Origin of the sequence: Streptomyces sp. 891-h (assembly GCF_022760275.1) — a bacterium.
Lineage (GTDB): Bacteria > Actinomycetota > Actinomycetes > Streptomycetales > Streptomycetaceae > Streptomyces > Streptomyces spirodelae.
The window spans coordinates 5,521,827-5,544,383 of the sequence record NZ_CP050693.1 but is presented as its reverse complement, the minus strand read 5'-3'; the positions used below and the strand labels follow the sequence as shown (position 1 = coordinate 5,544,383).

At 70.7% G+C, this 22,557-nt stretch carries 17 protein-coding genes; 6 read left to right on the top strand and 11 right to left on the bottom strand.

The genetic code is table 11. The features are described 5' to 3' along the window. Positions 1-255 precede the first annotated feature (255 nt). The 4 genes from HC362_RS24300 to HC362_RS24285 form a co-directional block, all read right to left on the bottom strand. Positions 256-1,428, bottom strand: a complete 1,173-nt coding sequence (locus HC362_RS24300; RefSeq protein WP_243086232.1) for a hypothetical protein — start codon at positions 1,426-1,428, stop codon at positions 256-258. A 462-nt stretch (positions 1,429-1,890) separates the two neighbouring features. After that, the gene (locus HC362_RS24295; RefSeq protein WP_243086230.1) at positions 1,891-3,267 is read right to left on the bottom strand and encodes a DUF5685 family protein; all 1,377 of its coding nucleotides are present in this window, start codon (positions 3,265-3,267) and stop codon (positions 1,891-1,893) included. A gap of 230 nt (positions 3,268-3,497) precedes the next feature. Continuing rightward, entirely contained in the window at positions 3,498-5,717 is a 2,220-nt protein-coding gene (locus tag HC362_RS24290; protein ID WP_243086228.1) for an NADP-dependent isocitrate dehydrogenase, read from the bottom strand. Positions 5,718-5,922: 205 nt separating this feature from the next. Further along, positions 5,923-6,162, bottom strand: a complete 240-nt coding sequence (locus HC362_RS24285; RefSeq protein WP_243086227.1) for a DUF6332 family protein — start codon at positions 6,160-6,162, stop codon at positions 5,923-5,925. A 288-nt stretch (positions 6,163-6,450) separates the two neighbouring features. Between HC362_RS24285 and HC362_RS24280 the strand changes: the two genes are divergently transcribed. Beyond that, positions 6,451-7,137 (top strand): hypothetical protein, encoded by a 687-nt coding sequence (locus HC362_RS24280; RefSeq protein WP_243086225.1) that lies wholly within the window; start codon positions 6,451-6,453, stop codon positions 7,135-7,137. 43 nt (positions 7,138-7,180) lie between these two features. Here HC362_RS24280 and HC362_RS24275 read toward each other — a convergent pair whose 3' ends face one another. Next, the gene (locus HC362_RS24275; protein WP_243086223.1) at positions 7,181-8,644 is read right to left on the bottom strand and encodes a glyceraldehyde-3-phosphate dehydrogenase; all 1,464 of its coding nucleotides are present in this window, start codon (positions 8,642-8,644) and stop codon (positions 7,181-7,183) included. A gap of 196 nt (positions 8,645-8,840) precedes the next feature. Here HC362_RS24275 and arsM point away from each other — a divergent pair, with 196 nt between their 5' ends. Both arsM and HC362_RS24265 read left to right on the top strand, forming a co-directional pair. Continuing rightward, a complete protein-coding gene (gene arsM, locus HC362_RS24270) occupies positions 8,841-9,617 on the top strand; it encodes an arsenite methyltransferase (RefSeq protein ID WP_243086221.1) in 777 nt (258 codons plus the stop codon). A 233-nt stretch (positions 9,618-9,850) separates the two neighbouring features. After that, positions 9,851-10,294 carry an NUDIX domain-containing protein gene (locus tag HC362_RS24265; protein ID WP_243088790.1) on the top strand — a complete coding sequence of 148 codons (444 nt, stop codon included), beginning with the start codon at positions 9,851-9,853 and terminating at the stop codon, positions 10,292-10,294. Positions 10,295-10,391: 97 nt separating this feature from the next. On the opposite strand, the gene glnA is transcribed toward HC362_RS24265, so the two are convergent. Beyond that, positions 10,392-11,807: a type I glutamate--ammonia ligase gene (gene glnA / locus HC362_RS24260; RefSeq protein WP_243086220.1), complete on the bottom strand. Its 1,416-nt coding sequence runs from the start codon at positions 11,805-11,807 to the stop codon at positions 10,392-10,394. Between the two features lie 387 nt (positions 11,808-12,194). Between glnA and HC362_RS24255 the strand changes: the two genes are divergently transcribed. Then, on the top strand, positions 12,195-12,665 hold the full coding sequence (locus HC362_RS24255) for an RDD family protein (RefSeq protein ID WP_243086219.1): 471 nt from the start codon (positions 12,195-12,197) through the stop codon (positions 12,663-12,665). A gap of 98 nt (positions 12,666-12,763) precedes the next feature. Here HC362_RS24255 and HC362_RS24250 read toward each other — a convergent pair whose 3' ends face one another. From HC362_RS24250 to lipB, 4 genes are all read right to left on the bottom strand, one after another. After that, positions 12,764-13,453, bottom strand: a complete 690-nt coding sequence (locus tag HC362_RS24250) for a DUF4191 domain-containing protein (RefSeq protein WP_209263459.1) — start codon at positions 13,451-13,453, stop codon at positions 12,764-12,766. A gap of 159 nt (positions 13,454-13,612) precedes the next feature. Then, entirely contained in the window at positions 13,613-13,801 is a 189-nt protein-coding gene (locus HC362_RS24245) for a hypothetical protein (protein ID WP_209263458.1), read from the bottom strand. Between the two features lie 385 nt (positions 13,802-14,186). Beyond that, positions 14,187-15,134 carry a lipoyl synthase gene (gene lipA, locus HC362_RS24240; protein ID WP_209263457.1) on the bottom strand — a complete coding sequence of 316 codons (948 nt, stop codon included), beginning with the start codon at positions 15,132-15,134 and terminating at the stop codon, positions 14,187-14,189. Positions 15,135-15,352: 218 nt separating this feature from the next. Then, positions 15,353-16,192, bottom strand: coding sequence for a lipoyl(octanoyl) transferase LipB (lipB, locus tag HC362_RS24235; RefSeq protein ID WP_243086217.1), 840 nt, complete (start codon positions 16,190-16,192; stop codon positions 15,353-15,355). A 251-nt stretch (positions 16,193-16,443) separates the two neighbouring features. On the opposite strand from lipB, the gene HC362_RS24230 reads away from it, so the two are divergent. Next, positions 16,444-18,225: a regulator gene (locus HC362_RS24230; protein ID WP_243086215.1), complete on the top strand. Its 1,782-nt coding sequence runs from the start codon at positions 16,444-16,446 to the stop codon at positions 18,223-18,225. A gap of 127 nt (positions 18,226-18,352) precedes the next feature. Here HC362_RS24230 and HC362_RS24225 read toward each other — a convergent pair whose 3' ends face one another. After that, positions 18,353-19,561: a sensor domain-containing protein gene (locus HC362_RS24225; RefSeq protein WP_243088789.1), complete on the bottom strand. Its 1,209-nt coding sequence runs from the start codon at positions 19,559-19,561 to the stop codon at positions 18,353-18,355. 512 nt (positions 19,562-20,073) lie between these two features. On the opposite strand from HC362_RS24225, the gene HC362_RS24220 reads away from it, so the two are divergent. Next, positions 20,074-22,464 (top strand): MMPL family transporter, encoded by a 2,391-nt coding sequence (locus HC362_RS24220; RefSeq protein ID WP_243086213.1) that lies wholly within the window; start codon positions 20,074-20,076, stop codon positions 22,462-22,464. Positions 22,465-22,557 lie beyond the last annotated feature (93 nt).

The following is a 22,557-nucleotide window of genomic DNA, read 5'->3' as shown; positions in this document are numbered from 1 at the left end:
CGACGTCCAGGGCCAGATGCCGCCCCCAACGCACGGCCGACCGGCCCGGTACGTCACCGGACGGCAGCGGACGAACCGCACCGTGCCGCGGCAGGGAGACGACGGCCGTATGGACGAATCCGTCGGGCAGCGGGCGTGCGACGGCCACAGCCGTGCCCGTGCCGCCCCGATCGCCGTGGACGGCGCTACCGGCGTGCAGTCGTGCGACCACGGAGCCGCGCCCCCATGCGGCTTCCAGGCCGTACGCGGTGGCGGTCACGCGGAGGCCTCCCTGCCCTCTTCGGTACCGTCGTCCGCCAGCGGCGGCGGCAGCGGCAGCGGCCTGGTCTCGGCCGGGTAGGCGGGCTGGCCGAGACCGAGGTGCCGGTACATCAGTCCCCGCATGTTCCGGCTGAACCGTCCTGGCTGCGAGCTGATGCGGTGCGCGATCGGCGCGTACGCCTCCGGCCGGTACTCCTCCTCCGCATAAGCGAGTTGTTCCAGCAGCGGCCGCGACGGGGTGAGGGCCGGTGCGACGCACGCCAGGTCGGCGGCGGGCGAGTGCGGGTTGATCTCCTGCTCCGGAGTGGCCGCCAGGAGGATGGGCGCCCCCGTCAGGGTCGAATACAGCGTGGCCGAGCCGTGGTCTCCGACGATCCAGTCCGCGCTGAGCACGAAGGGACGCCAGTCGGCGTCCGGCGGCACGAGATGGACACCCGCGTCCTGGCACCGGGCCAGCCACGCGCGTACCTGCCAGGGTCCGTGCCCTGACCACACATTGGTGTGGATCAGCACCGCCACCCGTATACCCGCTCCGCGTGCTTGCTCGGCGAGCCAAGGCAGCACGGCCTCGAAGCGGGTGAAGAACGACCGCGGGCCCCAGGTGCTCGTCAGGGCCAGGAGCCGCTGTCCCGGCCTGAGCCCGAGCGCGCTGCGATAGCGGTCCCGCGCGGGCAGGCTGGCGACCATCCGGTCCCGTACCGGGTCTCCCGCCACGACCACCCGGGGCAGCGCCGCGGGAAACGTACGGGCCAGCTCCTGCGAGTCCGCATGGTGGGCGAGGACCACGGCGGCCGGCAGCCTGCCACCGTCGGGCGCCAGATCGCTGGGCCGGAGCCCGGGGATCCGGGACTCGGTCTCGCCCACCATCCGTTTCAGGAAGTTCGCACCGTGCGGCACCGTGATCACCGGCGCCCGTAATTCCGCCAGCCCGCGCGGCCCGGCGGCCAGCGCAAGATCGAAGCGCATCCGCACCGCCTTGCGCCACGGCACCACGGCGCTCCCCAGCCCCCGGAGGAACTCCTTCACCCCGTCCCGGAACGCGTGCGGCGGTGCCGTGAACAACACCTGCACTCGGAAGTCCCCACCCAGCAAGGGGACGATGTCGAGCAGCCGCCGCCCGTACACCACGGTGTGCACGACGACCAGCACAGTCTTACGGGCCCTCATCGTGAGCCACTGGCGTGGCGCTGCCTTGCGGTCCCCCGAACGCCGGAAACCCTTCCCTACCGAGCCCACCGGCTCGCTGTGGGCCCAGCTCTGCGCCTCTTCCCGCGCAGACAATTCGTACGCAGACAAATGGATACCCCCGACTCCGCGAGTTTCTTGTCCGGCTTCTCTGCCTGACTTCGCGGAGAGGACATGCCCGGTCCGGCTGACGGATTCCTTGCCATGCCCTTGCACAAACCTGGCCATCGTCGACCGATTACTTGCCGAACCGGACCGTTCGTGCCCGTTCGCCCGTGGCCGCCGTGGTCGAGCTGGCATCAGTGGCCTGTCACCCGAACCCTGCCATCCGAGCTCGCCCGACGACGGTGGTTTTCCGCTTCTTTTGCCACACTTCTTCGGCCGCGCCCCGTGGGCCGCACCTCTCGGGTCACATCCCGTGGACCGCGAGCCGTACGGCTCGCGTCAGCAGTCGCAGCCGCAGTCGCAGCAATCGCAGCCGTCGCAGTTGCAGCAGTCGCAGTTGCAGTTGCAGTTGCTGCAGCAGTCGCAGGCGTCGCAGCAGTCCGAGCAGAGGCCCTCGCGCTTCTTGCGGGACCAGGGGCCCTCGTACTCGGAGGCGCAGCACAGCTGGCAGGTGCAGCAGAGGCCGACGAATGCGGCACAGCCGGCCAGGAGACCGCGCGGAGGCCGCTGGTTGGGCGGGTGTGGGCTGTGGCCGCCGGAGCCGTCACCGCCCCAGCCGCCCCAGCCGTCGCCTCCGGTCCCGGGTGGCACCTGGCCACCGCCGTCGGGACCCGCGTAGGGGTTCGCAGGGCCGTTGAGATTCTGCGGGGCCTGCCCGTAGGGCGGCCGTCCGTGGGGCGGCTGGCCGTACGGCGGCTGCTGCCCGTACGGGGGTTGGCTGTGGGGCTGCTGTTGGTACGGGTTGTCCGGGGTGTGGGCATCCGCGAGGCCGACAACGTCGCCCTCCGTGTGGGCGCATGTCGTGGTGCCGAACGCGCGGTCCACGGCGCGTGGCAGCTCGTGCACCAGCAGGACGTGTGCGAGACGCGGGTCGGCGAAGTCGACGTCGCGCAGGGCCAGTCGGATGCCGCGGACCGCGTCGTCGCACAGTCGGCGGGTCTCGGCGCGGGTGGCGCCGGTGGCGGTTATGGGGTTCCAGGCGCCCTCGGCGGCGTCCTGGGCGCGGTCCTCGACCGCGTCCAGCAGGTGTGCGAGGCGCCCGAAGAGGCGGCCGGCCTCGGCGAGGGGTGCCGCGTTACCTGGCTTTCCCGCGAGTGTCGCCGTATGTGCGAAAGCCGCTGCCGTCGCCGTCTCGGTCGGCTCGGTGACGGCGGTGAGCGGGGTGCCGGGCCCCGCGGCGCGCTCCACGTCCGTCTGCCGGTCCACGGCGTCGACCAGGACGGCGGTGTCGAAGCCCAGCGTGCCGCCCGTACGGGCGCCGGCCCGGTCCCAGCCCGCGGCTATCCGGCGCGCCGCAGCCGCGACCGGGCGGCGGCGCAGCATGCCGTCGCGGTCGGCTATGTGGTCCCGCACCTTCGCCGAGGCGAGGACCAGCGAGACCGAGGCCGCCAGCCGCGCTCCCTCGCCCTGCGCGACGGACGCGGTCCGCATGCCGCGCAGCGGGCACGGCCCAGCGGTGCGGCGCCGGGCGGCGGCGACACCGGTCTGCGCGTCGGTCAGTACGGAGATGAGCAGCCCGTCATAGTTCGTCACCACCCGTGCGAACTGGCCGTGGTCGCCCCGCAGCGCGAGGCAGAGCCCGCACAGATGCGCCATCCACTCGGTCCTGAGCCCTTCCGAAAGCCGGTGCTTGCAGGGCCTGACTATTCCGAACACGAGCTCCCCCGTACGTGACTCGACTGCTGCTGTTCCATGGGCAGTGCCGCTGTTCCACGGGCAGTGCCGCCGCGATGCTATCCACCGCCCCGACCAGCACTGTTGGGGGCTCATGGAGAGGCCCCGGCCGCAAAAGACAGGGCCCGGAGCGGTCGGTCGGCACCGCTCCGGGCCCTGTCGCACGGGCCTGTCACACAGACCTGTCACACAAAGGGCACTGCATCAGCACGTCAGCTCAGCGAGGACAGGGCCTCGTTGAACGTCTTCGACGGGCGCATGACGGCCGCGGCCTTCTGAGGGGAGGGCTGGTAGTAGCCGCCGATGTCCACGGGCGAGCCCTGGACGGCCAGCAGTTCCTCGACGATCGTCTGCTCCTGCTCGGCCAGCGTCTTGGCCAGGCCGGCGAACGCCTGCGCGAGCTGGGTGTCCTCGGTCTGCCCGGCCAGCTCCTGCGCCCAGTAGAGGGCCAGGTAGAAGTGGCTGCCGCGGTTGTCGATGCTGCCGAGCTTGCGGCTGGGCGACTTGTTCTCGTTCAGCAGCGTGCCGGTGGCGCGGTCGAGGGTGTCCGCGAGGATCTGGGCGCGCGCGTTGCCCGTCTTGTGGGCGAGGTGTTCGAAGCTGACGGCCAGCGCGAGGAACTCGCCCAGGCTGTCCCAGCGCAGGTAGTTCTCCTTGACGAGCTGCTGCACGTGCTTGGGGGCCGAGCCGCCCGCGCCCGTCTCGAACAGCCCGCCGCCGTTGATCAGCGGCACCACGGAGAGCATCTTGGCGCTGGTGCCCAGCTCCATGATGGGGAACAGGTCGGTGAGGTAGTCGCGCAGCACGTTGCCGGTGACGGAGATGGTGTTCTCGCCGCGGCGGATGCGCTCCAGCGAGAACTTCATCGCCTCGGCCGGCGACATGATCTCGATCCGCAGGCCCTCGGTGTTGTGCAGCGGCAGGTACTCGCGGACCTTGGCGATCAGGTTCCGGTCGTGCGCGCGGGTCTCGTCCAGCCAGAAGACGGCCGGGTCGCCGGTGGCGCGGGCGCGGGTGACGGCCAGCTTGACCCAGTCCTGGATCGGCACGTCCTTGGTCTGGCACATCCGGAAGATGTCGCCCTCGCCGACGGCCTGCTCCAGCACCAGCTCGCCCTCGTCGTCCAGGACGCGGACCGTGCCGGTCGCCGGGATCTCGAAGGTCTTGTCGTGGCTGCCGTACTCCTCGGCCTTCTGCGCCATCAGGCCCACGTTCGGTACGGAGCCCATGGTGGACGGGTCGAAGGCGCCGTTGGCGCGGCAGTCGTCGATGACGGCCTGGTAGATGCCCGCGTAGCTGCTGTCGGGGATGACCGCGAGGGCGTCCTGCTCCTGGTCGTCCTTGTTCCACATGTGGCCCGAGGTGCGGATCATCGCGGGCATGGAGGCGTCCACGATGACATCGCTGGGCACGTGCAGGTTGCTGATGCCGCGGTGCGAGTCGACCATCGCCAGGTCCGGGCCCTGGGCCAGCTCCGCGTCGAAGGAGGCCTTGATCTTGTCGCCCTCCGGCAGCGACTCCAGGCCCTTGTAGATGCCGCCCAGACCGTCGTTCGGCGTCAGACCGGCGGCGGCCAGCTTGTCACCGTAGGAGGCGAACGTCTTCGGGAAGAAGGCGCGCACGGTGTGACCGAAGATGATCGGGTCGGACACCTTCATCATCGTCGCCTTCAGGTGCACCGAGAAGAGCACACCCTCCTTCTTGGCCCGCTCGACCTGCGCGGAGAGGAACTCGCGCAGCGCGGCCACCCGCAGCACGGCAGCGTCGACGACCTCGCCGGCCTGCACCGGTACCGACTCGCGCAGCACCGTGGTGGAGCCGTCGTCACCGTGCAGCTCGATCTTGAGGGAACCCTCCTTGGCCAGCACGACCGACTTCTCGGTGGAGCGGAAGTCGTCACCGTCCATGTGCGCGACGTTCGTCTTCGAGTCGGCACGCCACTCGCCCATGCGGTGCGGGTTGGCCTTGGCGTAGTTCTTGACGGAGGACGGGGCGCGGCGGTCGGAGTTGCCCTCGCGCAGGACCGGGTTGACGGCGCTGCCCTTGACCTTGTCGTAGCGGGCGCGCACCTCCCGCTCCTCGTCGGTCTGCGGGTCGTCCGGGTAGTCCGGCAGCGCGTACCCCTTCTCCTGCAGCTCCGCGATGGCGGCCTTGAGCTGCGGGATGGACGCCGAGATGTTCGGCAGCTTGATGATGTTGGCCTGCGGGGTCTTGGCAAGCTCACCGAGCTGCGCGAGGGCGTCCTCGATGCGCTGGTCCTCCGCCAGGCGCTCGGGGAAGCTGGCGATGATCCGGCCGGCCAGGGAGATGTCGCGGCTCTCGACGGCGACACCGGCCGTCGAGGCGTACGCCTCGACCACGGGCAGGAACGAATACGTCGCCAGGGCCGGGGCCTCGTCGGTTTGCGTATAGATGATGGTCGAGTCAGTCACCGCTACTCCGCTTCGCGTCTACATCGTCTCGATATCAAGATATCCCGTGGACTGCCCTCACGGTAAAGCGGCCCGCGCTTGCGCATGCGGGGCGGGGTGGAGGTGAAGTAGGGGGTGGGTGGGTGGGCTGGGGCGGGCCGGGCTGGGGCCTTCGCGGAGGTCTCGCACGAAGCCCTGCTCGTCGATCTCGTTCGCCGTACGGCGGCTACCGCCTGCCGCTGTCGTACCGGATCAGGACACTGGCCAGCCGCCAGACGAGTACGCCGCCGGCGCAGACGAGGGAGAGGCGGCTCACGATCTCCTTGGCCGAGCCCTCCAGGTGCAGGAACCACACCGGACTGGCCACTGCGAGCCCCGCGACGACGGCCAGTACCACCGCCGTCACGAGCGCGTAGCCGATCTCCACCGTGACCGCGTCCCGCTCGGCCTGACTGCGCATCGTCATGCTGCCCCGCCCCCTTGGTGCTCCCCCTGCCCATGGCCATGCCCTGAGGCGGACCGTTCCGGGCGACCCCAGGGGACAACCACTGTACGCACCGGCCCTGACACCCCGGCCCGCGAACGGACCGGCGTCCTCTGCTCCCCCTCTGCTGCTACTGCTCCCCTACTGCGTACGCGGTAACGCACCGCTCCTTCCTCCGGGCGATGCCGCGGATACCTCCCCTCCGTATCGTGTGCGGCATTCCGTGCAGGGCAGGACACAGCAGGCAAGGACGCAGGAGGGGACGGACGGATGCTGCTGATCGAGGTCTTCACACCCAAGGGCGCCTTGAGCGAGGAGGAGCAGCAGGCGCTGGGGAAGCGGCTCATCGACACGCTCATGGTGGAGGACGACAGCCACGCCATCGAGGTGATCGAAGCCCAGCGCAGGCTCACCCAGGTGCTGGTGCACGAGCCCGCCACCTGGGTGCTGGGCGAGCGTCCGGCGGCGGATGCGGCCGCTCCGCCGCGTTATCTGGTACGGGTCACCGTTCCGGCGTCGTGGCGCAAGGAGATGAGCGAGTACACCGTACGGATCGTCTCCGAGGTGCTGGCCGAGACCGAGCGAGCGGCGGGACGCGACCCGGAGCGCATCCGGCGCGAGCCGCACGCCGTGGTTCTCGTGGACGGGATCTCCGAGGGCGGTGTGGGGCTGTACGGCCGGGCGATGAGCAGCCTGGATCTCACGGAGCTCGTCTCCCGGCCGTACCGCGACAGGGCAGCCGCCGCCGGTCCCGGCGCCGCCAGCGGTCCCCCTGAGCCGAACCCGCCCGGGGGAAAGCTGACCGACCCCGTCTGCGGGATGAGCGTGGACCTGGAGGAGTCCACGCTCACGCTCGTACACCAAGGCGCCCTCTACGCCTTCTGCCACGGCCTGTGCCGGCGCGCGTTCGCCGACGAGCACGGGCTGTCGCTCAGCAGGCAGGGAGGCAGCGAGTAAGCGTCCGCTACCTACCCCAGGAGGCGCATCACGGGGCGTGAGGTCACATCGCCGGGTTGGGGAAGGTGGGGTACTCGGCGCCGGAGACGTACTGGAGCACGCGGACGACCTGGCAGGAGTAGCCGAACTCGTTGTCGTACCACAGGTACAGAATCGCGTTGTCGCCGTCGACCTTGGTGGCACCGGCGTCGACGATCGAGGCATGGCGCGAGCCGATGAAGTCGTTGGAGACCGCGTCGGGTGCGCTGGTGAAGTCGATCTGACGCTTGAGCGGGGAGGTCAGCGAGACGTCGCGGAGGTAGTCGAGGACTTCCTCACGGTTCGTCTCGCGGGCGAGCTGCAGATTGAGAATGGCGATCGAGACGTCCGGCACCGGGACCCGGATCGAGCTGCCGGTGATCTTCGCCTCGAGGTCCGGCAGCGCCTTGGCCACGGCGGAGGCGGCCCCCGTCTCGGTGATGACCATGTTGAGCGGCGCGGAGCGGCCACGGCGCTCGGACTTGTGGTAGTTGTCCAGCAGGTTCTGGTCGTTGGTGAACGAGTGGACGGTCTCCACGTGCCCGCGTACCACCCCGTACTCGTCCGCCATGGCCTTCAGCGGCGGCACGATCGCGTTGGTGGTGCAGGACGCGCAGGAGATGATCCGCTCGTCCGGCTTGATCATGTCGTGGTTGACCCCGTGCACCACGTTGGGCACATCGCCCTTGCCCGACGCGGTCAGGATCACCTTGTCGACACCGGGGCGCAGGTGCTTGGAGAGCCCCTCGCGGTCCCGCCACCTGCCGGTGTTGTCGATGAGGACGGCGTCCTTGATGCCGTACGCCGTGTAGTCCACCGACGTCGGGTCGTCGGAGTAGATCACCTTGATCTCGTTGCCGTTGGCGACGATCGTGCTGTTCGCCTCGTCGACGGTGATGGTGCCCTGGAACTGGCCGTGGATGGAGTCACGGCGCAGCAGCGAGGCCCGCTTGACCAAGTCCTTGGCGGCCCGGCCGGCCTCCCCGGCGCCCTGGCGTACGACGATCGCGCGCAGCCGCAGCCCGTTGCCGGAACCGGCCTTCTCTATGAGCAGGCGGGCGAGGAGACGGCCGATACGGCCGAAGCCGTACAGCACGACATCCCGCGGCTCGCAGCGGTCGATCTTGTTGGCACCCGTCGCACCGGCCACGGCCTGCGCGGTGAACTCCTCGACCGACAGGCCCCGGTCGTCGCTGCGGTACATCGCGGCGAGCATGCCGAGGTCGATCTGGGAGGGGCCGAGATCCAGCGTGGTGAGCGTCCGCAGGAACGGCAGCGTCTCGGTGACCGACAGCTCAGCGCCGGCGATCTGCCGGGCGAACCGGTGGGTCTTGAGGATGCTGACCACCGACTTGTTCACCAGGGAGCGGCTGTGCAGCAGGACGGTGACGTCCCGTTCGCGGTGCAGCTTCCCGATGAGCGGGATCATCGACTCCGCGATCTCCTCGCGGTGCTTCCAGTTGGTGAACACGTCGTCGTTGACAGTCACAGATCTATCTTTCGAGCTAGGCGGTGCTCACATGTTAACCCCTGGCCGGAGCGGCGCTGCGCACGCCCTTGCGAATGAGGATTCCTTTCTATTTCGACACCCCTCTATCTTGACGCCTGTCGATACAGAGACCATCCTTGCATTCAAGGACATCGAAACAGGCATTCCGGGTGCCGTGACCCCTTGGGGGCCAGTCATGAGCGAGACCGAAGAACTGCGAGAGACCGAAGAACTGCGGGAGACCGTCCGGCGTCGATACGCGGCAGCGGCCGTGCAGGTGACCGAAGGGGGAACAGGCTGCTGCGGCCCAGGCGGGGCCGAGGTGACCGAGGAGGGCTTCGGATCTGCCCTCTACCGGGCCGAACAGCGCGAGGACCTGCCCCCCGAGGCCGTCGCCGCCTCGCTGGGCTGCGGCAACCCCACGGCCGTCGCCGAACTCCGCGAGGGCGAACACGTCCTCGACCTCGGCAGCGGAGGCGGCATCGACGTCCTCCTCTCCGCCCGCCGCGTCGGCCCGACCGGCAAGGCGTACGGCCTGGACATGACCGAGGAGATGCTCGCCCTCGCCCTGGCCAACAAGGCGAAGTCCGGCGCGGACAACGTGGAGTTCCTCAAGGGCACCATCGAGGCGATCCCGCTGCCCGCGAACACCATCGACGCCGTCATCTCCAACTGCGTCGTCAACCTCTCCACCGACAAGCCCGCGGTCTTCGCCGAGACATTCCGGGTCCTGCGCCCCGGAGGCCGTATCGGCATCGCCGACATCGTCGCCGACAACCACCTCACCGCCGCGCAACGAGCCGAACGAGGCGACTACACCGGCTGCATCGCCGGAGCACTGTCCTTCGCCGAGTACCAACAGGGCCTGGAGACGGCCGGTTTCACCAACGTCCGGATCACCCCGACCCACCCGGTCACCGACGGCATGCACTCCGCCATCGTCCGGGCCACCAAACCGACTGCCGTCCCCTGACATGACGCCATGCCCGGGCGGGCATGGGTACGCGCAGGGCAAGCCCGCCGGCCAGCCCAGCTCCTGCGGCGCCGGCCCCACCGCCCCAGGCCGACGCCGACGGCGGCCCGCACTCGCCTGCCACGCTCGCCGGCCCTCCTCCAGCATCAGACCGCCCGGCGAACGAAGGGAACCGCCCCGTGGCCGATCCGCGGACCGACCAGCCCGACGCCCTGCCGCCCGCGCTGGACTCCATGACGCTGCTCGTCGCCGCCGTCATCGTTCACGACAAGGCCACCAACCGCGTCCTGCTCCTCCAACGCGGACCCCGCGCCAAGTTCGCCCAAGGCAAATGGGACCTCCCGGTCGGCAAGAACGAACCCGGGGAGCCCATCACCATCACGGCGGTCCGCGAACTGTACGAGGAGACCGGCGTCGCCGTGCGGCCGGAAGACCTCCGTGTCGCGCACATCATCCACAGCGCCCGGGGCGTCGAATCCCCCAACGGCTTCCTGACCGTCGTCTTCGTCACCCACGAATGGTCGGGCACGCCGGAGAACCGGGAGCCGGACAAACACACCCAGGTCCGTTGGGCCGACGCCGACAGCTTCCCCGAGGCGTTCGTGCCCACCACGGCGACCGCTCTGCACCACTACTTCAATGACGGCCCCGAGCTCTCGCTGAAAGGGTGGCAGTAGGTCAGCCGGAGGTCCGGCCGAGCCCAACGCGCGAGGGCCGCCACCCGGAGGGGTGGCGGCCCTCAGCACGACTGCTGATCCAGCAGATTCCCGGCCTTTAGATGTCGAAGTACAGCTCGAACTCGTGGGGGTGGGGGCGGAGCTGCATGGGGGCGATTTCGTTGGTGCGCTTGTAGTCGATCCAGGTCTCGATCAGGTCGGAGGTGAAGACACCGCCGGCCTGGAGGTACTCGTTGTCGTTCTCGAGGGCGTCGAGGACGGCGGGGAGGGAGGTGGGGACCTGGGGGACGTCGGCGTGCTCTTCGGGGGCGAGCTCGTAGAGGTCCTTGTCGATCGGCTCGGCGGGCTCGATCTTGTTCTTGATGCCGTCCAGACCCGCGAGGAGCAGGGCGGAGAAGGCCAGGTAGGGGTTGGACGAGGGGTCCGGGGCGCGGAACTCGACGCGCTTGGCCTTCGGGTTGGAGCCGGTGATCGGGATGCGCATGGCCGCCGAGCGGTTGCGCTGCGAGTAGACCAGGTTGACCGGGGCCTCGAAGCCGGGGACCAGGCGGTGGTAGGAGTTCACCGTCGGGTTGGTGAAGGCCAGCAGCGAGGGGGCGTGGCGCAGGATGCCGCCGATGTAGTAGCGGGCGGTGTCCGAGAGACCCGCGTAGCCCTGCTCGTCGTAGAAGAGGGGGTCGCCGCCCGCCCACAGGGACTGGTGGACGTGCATGCCGGAGCCGTTGTCACCGAAGATCGGCTTGGGCATGAAGGTGGCGGTCTTGCCGTTGCGCCAGGCCGTGTTCTTGACGATGTACTTGAACAGCATCAGGTCGTCGGCCGCGGCCAGCAGCGTGTTGAACTTGTAGTTGATCTCCGCCTGGCCCGCGGTGCCCACCTCGTGGTGCTGGCGCTCGACCTGCAGACCGGCGCGGCTCAGCTCGAGGGAGATCTCGGCACGCAGGTCGGCGAAGTGGTCGATGGGCGGGGCCGGGAAGTAGCCGCCCTTGTAGCGGACCTTGTAGCCGCGGTTGCCGCCGACCTCGACGGCGCCGGTGTTCCAGGCGCCGGCCTCGGAGTCGATGTGGTAGTAGCCGGCGTTCGCCTTGGTCTCGAAGCGGACGTCGTCGAAGACGTAGAACTCCGCCTCCGGGCCGAAGAACGCGGTGTCGGCGATGCCGGAGGAGGCGAGGTAGGCCTCGGCCTTCTTGGCCACGTTCCGCGGGTCACGGCTGTACTGCTCGCCGGTGATCGGGTCGTGGATGAAGAAGTTGATGTTGAGGTGCTTCTCGGAGCGGAACGGGTCCAGCCGGGCGGTCGACAGGTCCGGGACCAGAGCCATGTCGGACTCGTGGATGGCCTGGAAGCCGCGGATCGAGGAGCCGTCGAACATCAGGCTCTCGGCCGGGTCGAAGGACTCCGCCGGAACGGCGAAGTGCTGCATGACGCCGGGCAGGTCGCAGAACCGGACGTCGATGAATTTGACGTCGTTGTCCGCGATGTACTTCTTGGCCTCGTCGGCGTTCTGGAACATCCATCCTCCTAGTCCCGCCGCGTCGGGACGGGCTTGCTCCGGCTCCGGGTGCGGGCACGAGGGCTCCGCACGCCTGAGGGCCGACCTTAGGCAGGGGCCATTTCTCCAGCATGACCCATCTGTTTCGCCGATGTTAACCACCAGGCAGGGCGGGTGGCGCGTAACCGTGCGGAACACAGTTGTTACGGTCGGTTTGCGGAGCTGCGGTTCGTCGGCGGGAGTGAGGGGCGAGGTGCTGTGCCCGTACGGCGTACAGGGTTTGACGTACGGCGTATGGCGTACGGCGTACGGCGAGCGACCTCGCCCGGGCCCCGGGGGGCGAGGGCCGTGAGGGCGAGGGCCGTGGGGTCCGGTCCCCCCGGAAAATCAGCGCGATACCGTTGTCGGGTGGACAACAGGGAAGCAATCGGGTCGTGGCTGTCAGGACCGCGCGCCGCGGCGGAGGAGATGGGCGCCGACTTCGGCCACCGCGGCAAGCGGCTCGGCCTCCCCGAGGACGGCCCCGGAGCCATCGCGCCGGTCGGGCGCCGGGTCGGCGCCCTTTTCATCGACTGGGCGCTCTCGGCCCTCATCGCCTTCGGGCTGCTGGCGGGGCGCCACCTGGAGGGCACCAACAACTGGGCCCTCGTCGTGTTCCTCGTCATGAGCCTGCTGACCGTCGGTACGGTCGGCTCGACGCCGGGCAAGCGGCTGCTGCGGCTGCGCGTCGTCTCGCTGGACGGGCTGGGCAAGCTGCCGGTGTGGCGCGCGGCGGTACGTACGGTGCTGCTGGGGCTCGCCATTCCCGCGCTCATCTGGGACCGCGACAACCGCGGACTGCACGACCGGCTCTCGGGCTCCGTGCAGATTCGCACCTGAGCGGTACGGATTCCTGAGCGGTACGGATTCCGACCTGAGGGCGACGCGCGGCAGGGTGGGCCCCGGGAGTCCGGGAGCCCACCCTGTTTCGTGCGGCGTCAGCGGCCCTGCGGGCCCTTGGGGAGCTTCATGCCCTTGGGCATCGGCCCCTTCGGGATCGGCATATTGCTCATGAGGTCGCCGAGCGCGCGGAGCCGGTCGTTGATCTGAGTCACCTCGGCGCCCTGCAGCGTACGAGGCAGCTTCATGATCTTGACGCGCAGCTTCTTCAGCTCCACCTGGCCCTCGTCGGAGCCGACGACCAGGGTGTGCACCGGTACGTCGCCGACGACGCGGTTCATCTTCTTCTTCTCGGACGCCAGCAGCCCACGCAGCCGGTTGGGGTTGCCCTCACCCACGAGCACGATGCCCGCCTTGCCGACCGCGCGGTGCACGACGTCCTGGCTACGGTTCATCGCCACGGCCGGAGTGACCTGCCAGCCGCGCCCGATGTTCTCCAGCACGGCGGCCGCCGCCCCCGGCTGTCCCTCCATCTGCCCGAACGCGGCACGCTCCGCGCGGCGCCCGAAGACGATCGCGCACGCCAGCAGGGCCAGCAGTACGCCCAGAATCCCCACGTAGACGGGGTGACCGATCAGAAAGCCGATCGCGAGGAGTACACCGAAGGTGACAAGCCCCACGCCGGCCAGGATCCAACCGATCTTCCGGTCCACGCGCCGGGTCATCTTGTACGTCTGAGCGATCTGCTTGAGCCGCCCAGGGTTCTCGGTGTTGTCCTTCCTCGCCATGCGGTGAAGTTTACGTGGGAGGGCGGGGGCACTGCCGCGCGGCCGGGGGTACGTGGGTCGCCGCAGGAAGACAGCAGCACGGGGGGGGGGGGGGGGGGGGGGGGGGGGAACGCTGGTGAGCGGGCAGGTGGGGCCCTTCCGTGGAAGGGCCCCGGTGGTTCAGCCTCGGGACGTCAGCAGCGTGCGGCGGTCCGCTGCCGCGTTCAGCACGGTTTCCGCCTCGTGCCGGGCGCGGGCGCGGCGGCGGTCCTCGAGGACCGCCGTCCACGCGTTGCGCCGGGCGACCCGCTGGCCGTTCCCGAAGAAAAGATGTTCCAGGCCTTCCAGTGCCCACAGGGTGGTTCGCACTGTCGTCCCCTCCGTCGGTGATGCGTCTGAACCGGACACTCATCCGCACAGCCGGGCGGCTGTGCGTGCGCGGTGTGTGGTTTCAGCGTTACGCATTGGTGTTACCAGGCGATGACCGGAGGGTCAAAGCCAACGAAAGGCTGTGCGGCGAAGCTCACTCTCCGCCGCCCGCCCCGATGGGTGCTCGTCCCCTGGTCTCGTCCCCCTGGTCTCGGCACCGGAGCACCGGACCCGGCGCAGCGCCCGAAGCCGCCCGGCGGGCACTGGCCGGGCGGCAGGCACCGGGCGGCGAGGGCCTCAGCCGTCACGCAGGCCTCAGGCCGCGACAGGCCCCAGCTCACAGCAGGCCTCAGCCCAGCCGCAGGCCTCAGCTCAGCCGCAGGCGTCAGGCTGCGGAGGTCGTGCCCGTCCGGCGGGCTTCGACGGCCTGCTGGTAGAGGCGGCCGGCGCGGTAGGAGGAGCGGACGAGCGGGCCCGACATGACGCCCGCGTAGCCGATCTCGTCGGCCTCCTGCTTGAGCTCGACGAACTCCTGGGGCTTCACCCAGCGCTCGACGGGGTGGTGGCGCGGGGTGGGGCGCAGGTACTGGGTGATGGTGATCAGCTCGGCACCGGCCTCGTGCAGGTCGCGCAGCGCCTCGCTGACCTCCTCGCGGGTCTCGCCCAGGCCCAGGATCAGGTTGGACTTGACGACGAGGCCGGCCTCGCGGGCGCGGGTGAGGACCTCCAGGGACCGCTCGTAGCGGAAGCCGGGGCGGATGCGCTTGAAGATGCGCGGCACCGTCTCGACGTTGTGCGCCAGCACCTCGGGGCGGGAGGAGAAGACCTCCGCGAGCTGGTCGGGCTCGGCGTTGAAGTCGGGGATCAGCAGCTCGACACCGGTGTCGGGCATCAGGCCGTGGATCTGGCGCACGGTCTCCGCGTAGAGCCAGGCGCCGCCGTCCTCGAGGTCGTCGCGGGCCACGCCGGTGATCGTCGCGTAGCGGAGCTCCATCGTGCGGACCGATTCGGCCACCCGGCGCGGCTCGTCGCGGTCGAGCTCGGCGGGCTTGCCGGTGTCGATCTGGCAGAAGTCACAGCGGCGGGTGCACTGCTCGCCGCCGATCAGGAAGGTCGCCTCGCGGTCCTCCCAGCACTCGAAGATGTTGGGGCAGCCCGCCTCCTGGCAGACCGTGTGCAGCCCCTCGCTCTTGACCAGGTTCTGGAGGGCGTTGTACTCGGGGCCCATTTTCGCCCGAGTCTTGATCCACTCGGGCTTGCGCTCGATGGGGGTCTGGCTGTTGCGGACCTCCAGGCGGAGCATCTTGCGACCGTCGGGTGCGACAGCGGACACGTCCGGCTCCCTACGTACTTTCGATTCAGCGGCGGCTATCAGCCTACGCCTGCGGTTTCTGGCTTTCGTACGGGCCGGAGCCCAGGAAACATCCTGACCCGAAGGACCCCGGGGCCCGGCCCCGGGCGGCAGCGCCCCGGCCCGGCGCCCTCACCTGGCGGCGCCGGGCCGGCAGCTCCGTGCCCGTGACCGTCGTCGGACCGCGCGGGGCAGTGTCGTCAGACCGCGCGGGGCAGTGGGGTCGAGGACTCCAGGACCTCGCGCAGGTGTTTCTCCATGAGAGGAAGCACCTCGGAGACCGGAACATTCCTGCCGAGCTCCTGCGAGATGGAGGTGACGCCCGCGTCGCGGATACCGCAGGGGACGATCCGGTCGAAACCGGTCGTGTCCGGGTTGCAGTTCAGCGAGAAGCCGTGCATGGTCACGCCCTTGGCGACCCGGATGCCGATCTGTGCCAGCTTGCGGTCCTCCCCGCGCTGGCCCGCGTTGGAGGGCGCGTACTCCGGGCCCATCAGGCGCGGGTCGTAGTCCTCCTGGTTCATCCGCGGGTCGAGATCCAGCGCCAGGCCGCCGGTGGTGCCCTGCCCGGCGGGGGACGGCTTCTCGACGGCGTCGCCGAGCACCCACACGCCGCTGCGGCCCTCCACCCGCGTCGTCTCCAGGCCGAGCTCGGCACAGGCGCGGATCATGGCCTCTTCGAGGCGGCGGACATGGGCGACGACGTCGACGGGGCGCGGCAGTTTCAGGATCGGGTAGCCGACGAGCTGCCCCGGGCCGTGCCAGGTGATCTTGCCGCCGCGGTCGACGTCCACCACCGGGGTGCCGTCAAGCGGGCGTTCGCTGTCCTCGGTGCGCCGCCCGGCCGTGTAGACCGGGAGGTGCTCCAGCATCAGACAGGTGTCGGGGATCTCGTCGGCGAAGCGTGCGGCGTGCACTCGCTTCTGCTCCTGCCAGGCGTCCAGGTAGTCGACGGCGTTGTCGCCGAATCCCAGGTGGACGAAGCGGAGTTCGCCCTCCACAGGACCGTCCGCCGGACCCTCCAGCCGGGGTTCTCCCATGCCTTCTCTCCTTCGTAAGCCCGCGTGAGCCCGCTTCGCACGCCCTCAGTGGCAGGCCGCTCGGCGCTCGCGCCCCCCGCCACTGTACGGCCGTCACGCACCGTCCCCGCAGGTGGCCGCCCCCTCACACGTATGGATGAATGCACGACGAAGGGGGCGAACGTTGTACGAGGGACCGTTACATTCGCGCCGTTCCAGCAGGGCGCCCCGGCGTCTGACACAAGCCGTGAGGGCAGGAGACCGTAGACCTGATGACGATGGAACGACCTGGGGAGTCCGTGAACGACGCGGCCCAGCCATCCCAGCAGCGAATCCCCAACCGCCAGCTCGCCGCCCTGATCGCCGAGGCGGGCTTCTCGAACGCGGGCCTGGCCAGGCGCGTGGATCAGCTCGGCCTCGAACACGGTCTTGACCTGCGCTACGACAAGACATCGGTGACCCGGTGGCTGCGCGGCCAGCAGCCCAGGGGCACCACGCCGGCGCTGATCGCCGAGGTCTTCACCCGGCGCCTCGGCCGGCGGCTGACGGCGCAGGATCTCGGGCTCGACGCCTGCGCGCCGGTGTACGCGGGGCTGGAGTTCGCGGCGACGCCCGCCGAGGCGGTGGACATCGTCAGCGGTCTGTGGCGCAAGGACTCCGGCAGCCACGCGGAGCTGCGGAAGATCGCCTTCACTCCGGCGGGGCTGGTGGTGCCGAGCCGGGACTGGCTGATCGGCCGGGCGGACGAGCGGGTGGCGCGCGGCCCCGAGCCTGACGGCTCGGGCGGCCACGCGGGCCCTGGCGGCCCGGCCGGCGGACACAGTGGCGGCGGACACGGTGGCGGGCCGACCGGCTCGGGGCCGGGACCGGCAGGCGGACCCGGGGCGGGGCCAGGACAGCCCGGCACCGGGGTGGGCGCGGCCCGCGGACAGGGTCTCGGCGCCCACGGACCCGGAACCGGTCACGCCCACGGACACGGCCATGGGCACGGGGGTGCCCCCGGCCACCCCGGTGCGGGCGGCCCCGGCGGTGCGGGGCACGGCACCGGACTGCGGGTCCCGGCGCAGTCCCGGCTCGGCGGCGGGGCCGGAGGGGCGAACCGGCCGCCGTCGCTGGCCGCACGGCTGGACCGGGTCGAGCGCGGTCCCGGCCAGCGGGTCTCCGGCGGCGATGTGGCGGCCCTGCGCTCGGTGTGCGAGCTGTTCCGCGCGCTGGACAACGCCTACGGCGGCGGGCACGCGCGGCAGGCCCTGGTGCGGTATCTGGAGCACGAGGCCGAGCCGATGCTGCGCGGCGTCTACGGTGAGCAGCTCGGCAGGCGGCTGTTCGCGGCCGCTGCCGATCTGACCCGGCTGGCGGGCTGGACCTCCTACGACATCGCCGCGCACGGCCTGGCCCAGCGCTACTTCGTCCAGGCGCTGCGGCTCACCCAGGCCGCGGGTGACCGGGCGTTCGGCGCCTATGTGCTGGTGACGATGAGCAGGCAGGCCGTCTATCTGGGGCACGGACGGGAGGCGGTGCAGCTGGCGCGGGTCGCCCAGCAGGGCGTGGGCACCTCCGTGCCACCGGTGATCCAGGCACTGCTGCACGCGGCGGAGGCACGCGGCCACGGGGTGCTGGGCGAGGTGCGGGCCTGCACGGCTTCGCTGGCCCGCGCCGAGCGGGCGCTGGAGGCCGCCCGGCCCAGCGAGGACGTGCCCGCCTGGGCTCGGTTCTTCGACGAGGCGCAGCTGGCCGACGAGTTCGGGCACTGCCACCGCGACCTTCAGCAGTACCGTGCCGCCGCGCAGCACGCCGAGCGCTCGCTCCAGCTGCGCGGCGCCGGGTTCGCCCGCAGCCGGCTGTTCTGCCGGGTGGTGCTGGCCACCGCCCGGCTGGGGCTGGGCGAGATCGAGCAGGCCTGCGCGCTGGGTGCCGAGGCGGCGCACCAGGCGGCTGAGATGCGGTCCGTACGTGCTCATGAGTACGTACGGGATTTCGAGCGGCGGTTGGAGCCGTATCGGGACGCGGCGGCCGTTCGGCAGTACCGGGAGAAGGTCTCGGCGCTGGTGTGAGGCGGCTGTGCCGGGGAGGGGCTGCCCCTGGTTGGCCGTTGCGGACTGCGGGTGGGGGTGGTTGCTCGCGCCCACCCGGCGGAGCCGCAGATCAGCACAGCCACCGCGCCCCCTTTCGGGGCGCGGCTCAGATGGGGCGGCAGGGGATCTCCAGGGTGACCATCGTGGGGCCGCCCGGCGGGCTGTTGAGGGCCAGAACGCCGTCGAACGGCCCCAGCCGGCGCTCGATACCGGCGATCCCCGACCCCTTGGAGATGTCGGCGCCGCCCCGGCCGTCGTCGGTGACGGATATCCGCAGCATGCCGCCCGCGTCGTAGGTGTAGTGGATGTCCAGCCAGATGCGATCGGCCCCGGAGTGCTTGGCCGCGTTGGTGAGGACCTCGCTGACCGCGAAGTAGGCGGCCGACTCGACGGGCTCGGCGAACCGGCCGGGAAGTTCGACGTCGACCTCGACGGGCGTCTGCATCCGCAGGGCGAGGGCCTGGGCCGCATCGCCCAGGCCGCGTTCGGCCAGCACCGGGGGGTGGATGCCGCGTACCAGGTCCCGTAGTTCGGTGAGCGCCTCGGCCGAGGACTCCCGGGCCTGGGCGATGAGCTGTTTGGCCTTGGCGGGGTCGTGCTCGATCAGGGCCTCCACGGTGCCGAGGCTCATTCCCATGGCGACCAGCCGCGCCTGGGCGCCGTCGTGCAGGTCGCGTTCGATGCGGCGCAGTTCGGCGGCCGAGGTGTCCACGGCGTCGTGCCGCGTCTCGTAGAGGTGCTCGACGCGCTGGGCGAGCCGCGCGCCCCGGGTGGGGGCCAGCAGGGCGCGGGCGAGCTGGAAGTGGGCGGTGATCAGATGCGGGTTGGCGTAGAGGCCGAGCAGCAGCACGAAGCTGCCGAGCGCCGCGCACTGTACCGCGTCGCCGAAGGTGTCCACGTGGATGAAGCCGTACCAGTAGTCGCCCGCGACGGCGCGCCACAGACCGGCGAACATCACCCAGCCCTCCACGGCGTAGGCGATCAGCGCGACCGGCAGCAGGGCGAGGACGAAGCCGAAGATCGCGTCGCTGATCAGCCAGGCGAAGTCCCGCCAGGTCGCGGGGTCCTTGAGCATCAGGACGCACCACTCCACATGTCCGGTCACTCCGCGCGGTCCCGGCGGCAGCAGCCGGTAGGGGGCTCCCATGGGCAGGCCCGCCCACTCGCCGGCCAGCGCACGGCGCTGATTGGCGTGCACCCGTACGACGTGCAGCAGCCACGGGGTGGTCAGCACGCCGACGCCGAGCAGCATCAGCACCATCGAGAGCAGCGTCATCAGGAACAGGGCCAGGGAGACGCCGAGGGAGAGGACCATCAGCACGAGGCCGCGCCCGGCTGCCAGCAGAGCGGCCACCGGGCTTCCCGGCCGGCGCCGCTGCCGGGCCGGGGCCGGCCGCCGCAGGGCGTCCGTCCACCGCGCCGCCGCTTGCCCGGTCCCGGCTGTCTTCGTCCCGCTCACCGCGCGTCCTCCCTCACTGCCTGCTCCCCACCACACCGCTCCCGCCCGCATGTCTCCGCCACATCGTCCTCCGATGCCCGCCCTGGTGCCGTTTCGGGGGCACCGTGCCAGTCTGCGCCCGCTGCCGGGGCCCGCGCACTCGTCCGGGCTGCCGTCCCACGGGTAGACCTAGCACCACCCCCAGGCTCTCCATTTGCTTCCCCGGCAAGGGGGTACCGCGCCTCCTCGGTACGGGTGCTCGGCGGCTGTGGCCGCGGCGCCGCCGTTTCTAGCGTCGTCACTGCCCGGCACAGCAGGCCCGGCCGCCGAAAGCGGACACCGCGGCACACCGGCGAAACGCGGCACACCGACGAAACGGGGAGAGCCCGATGCACAGACCACCCGCACCTTCCGTCCCACACGGCGCAGAGGAAGCGTCAGCACTTCCCGGGAGCCCTCCGGGGCGAGGCTCCGGAAACCCCCCGGGGCGGGGCCGCACGCCCCGGCAGGGGCTGGCCGCCAGGCTCGGCGGCTGGAGCACCCGGCACCGCAGGACGGCGGTCTTCGGCTGGCTGTTGTTCGTCGTGCTGGCCACGGTCCTGGGCGGGATGGCCGGGCTGACGGAGCCCGCCGACAGCGAGCAGTCCGTACGGGACTCGGCGCGGGCCACCGCCATCCTGGAGGAGGCCTCGATCGACGAGCCCCCGGCCGAGTCGGTGATGGTCACCAGCGCCGGCAAGGGCGGCTGGCGGGCGACGGCCGAGGAGGTCACCCGGGCCGTGGAGAAGACCGGCCGGGTCAAGAACGTCCAGGAGCCGCTGCCCTCCCGGGACAACCGCGCGGGGCTGATCGGTTTCGAGATGCGGGGCGACCCCGACTCGACGGACGAGAAGCCGATCGACGAGGTGATCGAGGCGGTCGGCGAGGTCCGGAAGGCGCACAGCGGTGACGGGATCGAGATCCACCAGTACGGCGAAGCCAGCGCCAAGAAGTGGCTGAACCAGATACTCGGTGACGACTTCGCCAAGGCCGAGTGGACGGCCGTTCCGCTGGCGCTGGGCATTCTCCTGGTCGCCTTCGGCGCACTGGTGGCCGCGCTGCTGCCGGTGGCGCTCGCGCTGACCGCCTTCCTCGCCGCGAACGGCATCCTCGCGCTGACTTCCGGCCTGCTGCACATCGACGAGACGACCAACTCGGTGATGCTGCTGATGGGGCTCGCCGTCGGAGTCGACTACTGCCTGTTCTACCTGCGGCGGGAGCGGGACGAGCGGGCCGCGGGGCGGGACGCGGAGACGGCTCTGCGGATCGCCGCGGCCACCAGCGGCCGTGCGGTGCTGGTGTCGGGTGTGACGGTGATGGTGGCGATGGCGGGCATGTTCCTGTCGGGGCTGCTGCTGTTCAAGGGCTTCGCCGTGGCCACCATCCTGGTCGTCTTCATCGCGATGCTCGGCTCGGTGACGATCCTGCCCGCGCTGCTCTCCTGGCTGGGCGACCGCGTCGACAAGGGCAAGGTCCCCTTCCTCGGGGGCCGCAGGCGGGACCGCTCCGCCGGGCGGCGCAAGCCGGCCGGTCGGATCTCCGGGGCGCTGCTGCGCCCGGTGCTGGCAGCCCCCGGGCTGTTCGCCGCTGTCGCCGCCGTGGTGATGCTGGCGCTGGCCGCGCCCGCGCTCGGGATGAAGACCGAACAGCTCCCCCTCGACAAGCAGATGCCCAAGGGTGCCGAACTGCGGGTGAACGCCGAGAAGATCAGCGAGACCTTCCCGGGCGGTCCGGCACCTGCCCGCGTCGTCCTCAAGGCCGACGACATCCGTTCGGACGAGGCCCGCGCCGCGCTCGCGGACTTCGGCAGGACGGTCCGCCAGGACACCGAGCACTTCGGCCGAGGTGTGAAGACCGCCGTGCACCCCGAGAAGAACGTCGCCGTCATCGATGTCCCGCTGGCGGGCAACGGCACCGACGACACCTCCCTCGCCGCGCTGGACACCCTGCGCCACACGGTCGTGCCGGACACGCTGGCACCGGCCGCTGCCGACGGGCAGGTCTATGTCGCCGGGGAGCTCGCGGGCTCGCAGGACTTCAACGACCAGCTCGAGGAGGGGATCGTGCCGGTGCTCGTCTTCATCACGGTCGTCACCTTCCTGCTGATGCTCGTCTGCTTCCGCTCGGCACCCATCGCGCTCGCCTCGATCGTCCTCAACCTGCTGTCGGTCGGCGCCGCCTACGGCGTGATGACGGCGGTCTTCCAGCACGGCTGGGGCGCCTCGCTGTTCGGCACGGAAGCGGTCGGTGCCATCGAGTCGTGGATGCCGCTGTTCGTCCTGGTCGTCCTGTTCGGGCTGTCGATGGACTACCACGTCTTCGTCGTCTCGCGGATCCGGGAGGCCAAGGACCGGGGCATGAGCACCCGGGAAGCCATCCGTGACGGTATCCGGGCCACCGCCTCGGCCGTGACCGGTGCCGCGCTCATCATGGTGGCCGTCTTCGCGGTCTTCGCGACGCTGTCCATGCAGGACATGAAGCAGATGGGGGTCGGCCTGTCGGTGGCCGTCTTCCTGGACGCCACAGTGGTGCGGATGGTGCTGCTGCCCGCCGTGATGATGCTGCTGGGCGAGCGGAACTGGTATCTGCCGCGGTGGCTGCGGTGGCTGCCGCGGATGGAGCACGGGGAGGCCGCGCCCGCTGGTGCGGGGCACTCCGTGCCGGGGCCGGGCGATTGGGGCGCGGGGCCTTACGGGCAGCCGCCGCAGGTGAACGACCGGTCCCCGGAGCGGGTCCGGTAACCCGAAGAACTTCCCTCTGCCGGACCGCCACTCCGCCCCGTCGGCGTCCCGCCCCGTCAGCCTCGCGGAATCGCGTCGCTGACGGGGCGTCGC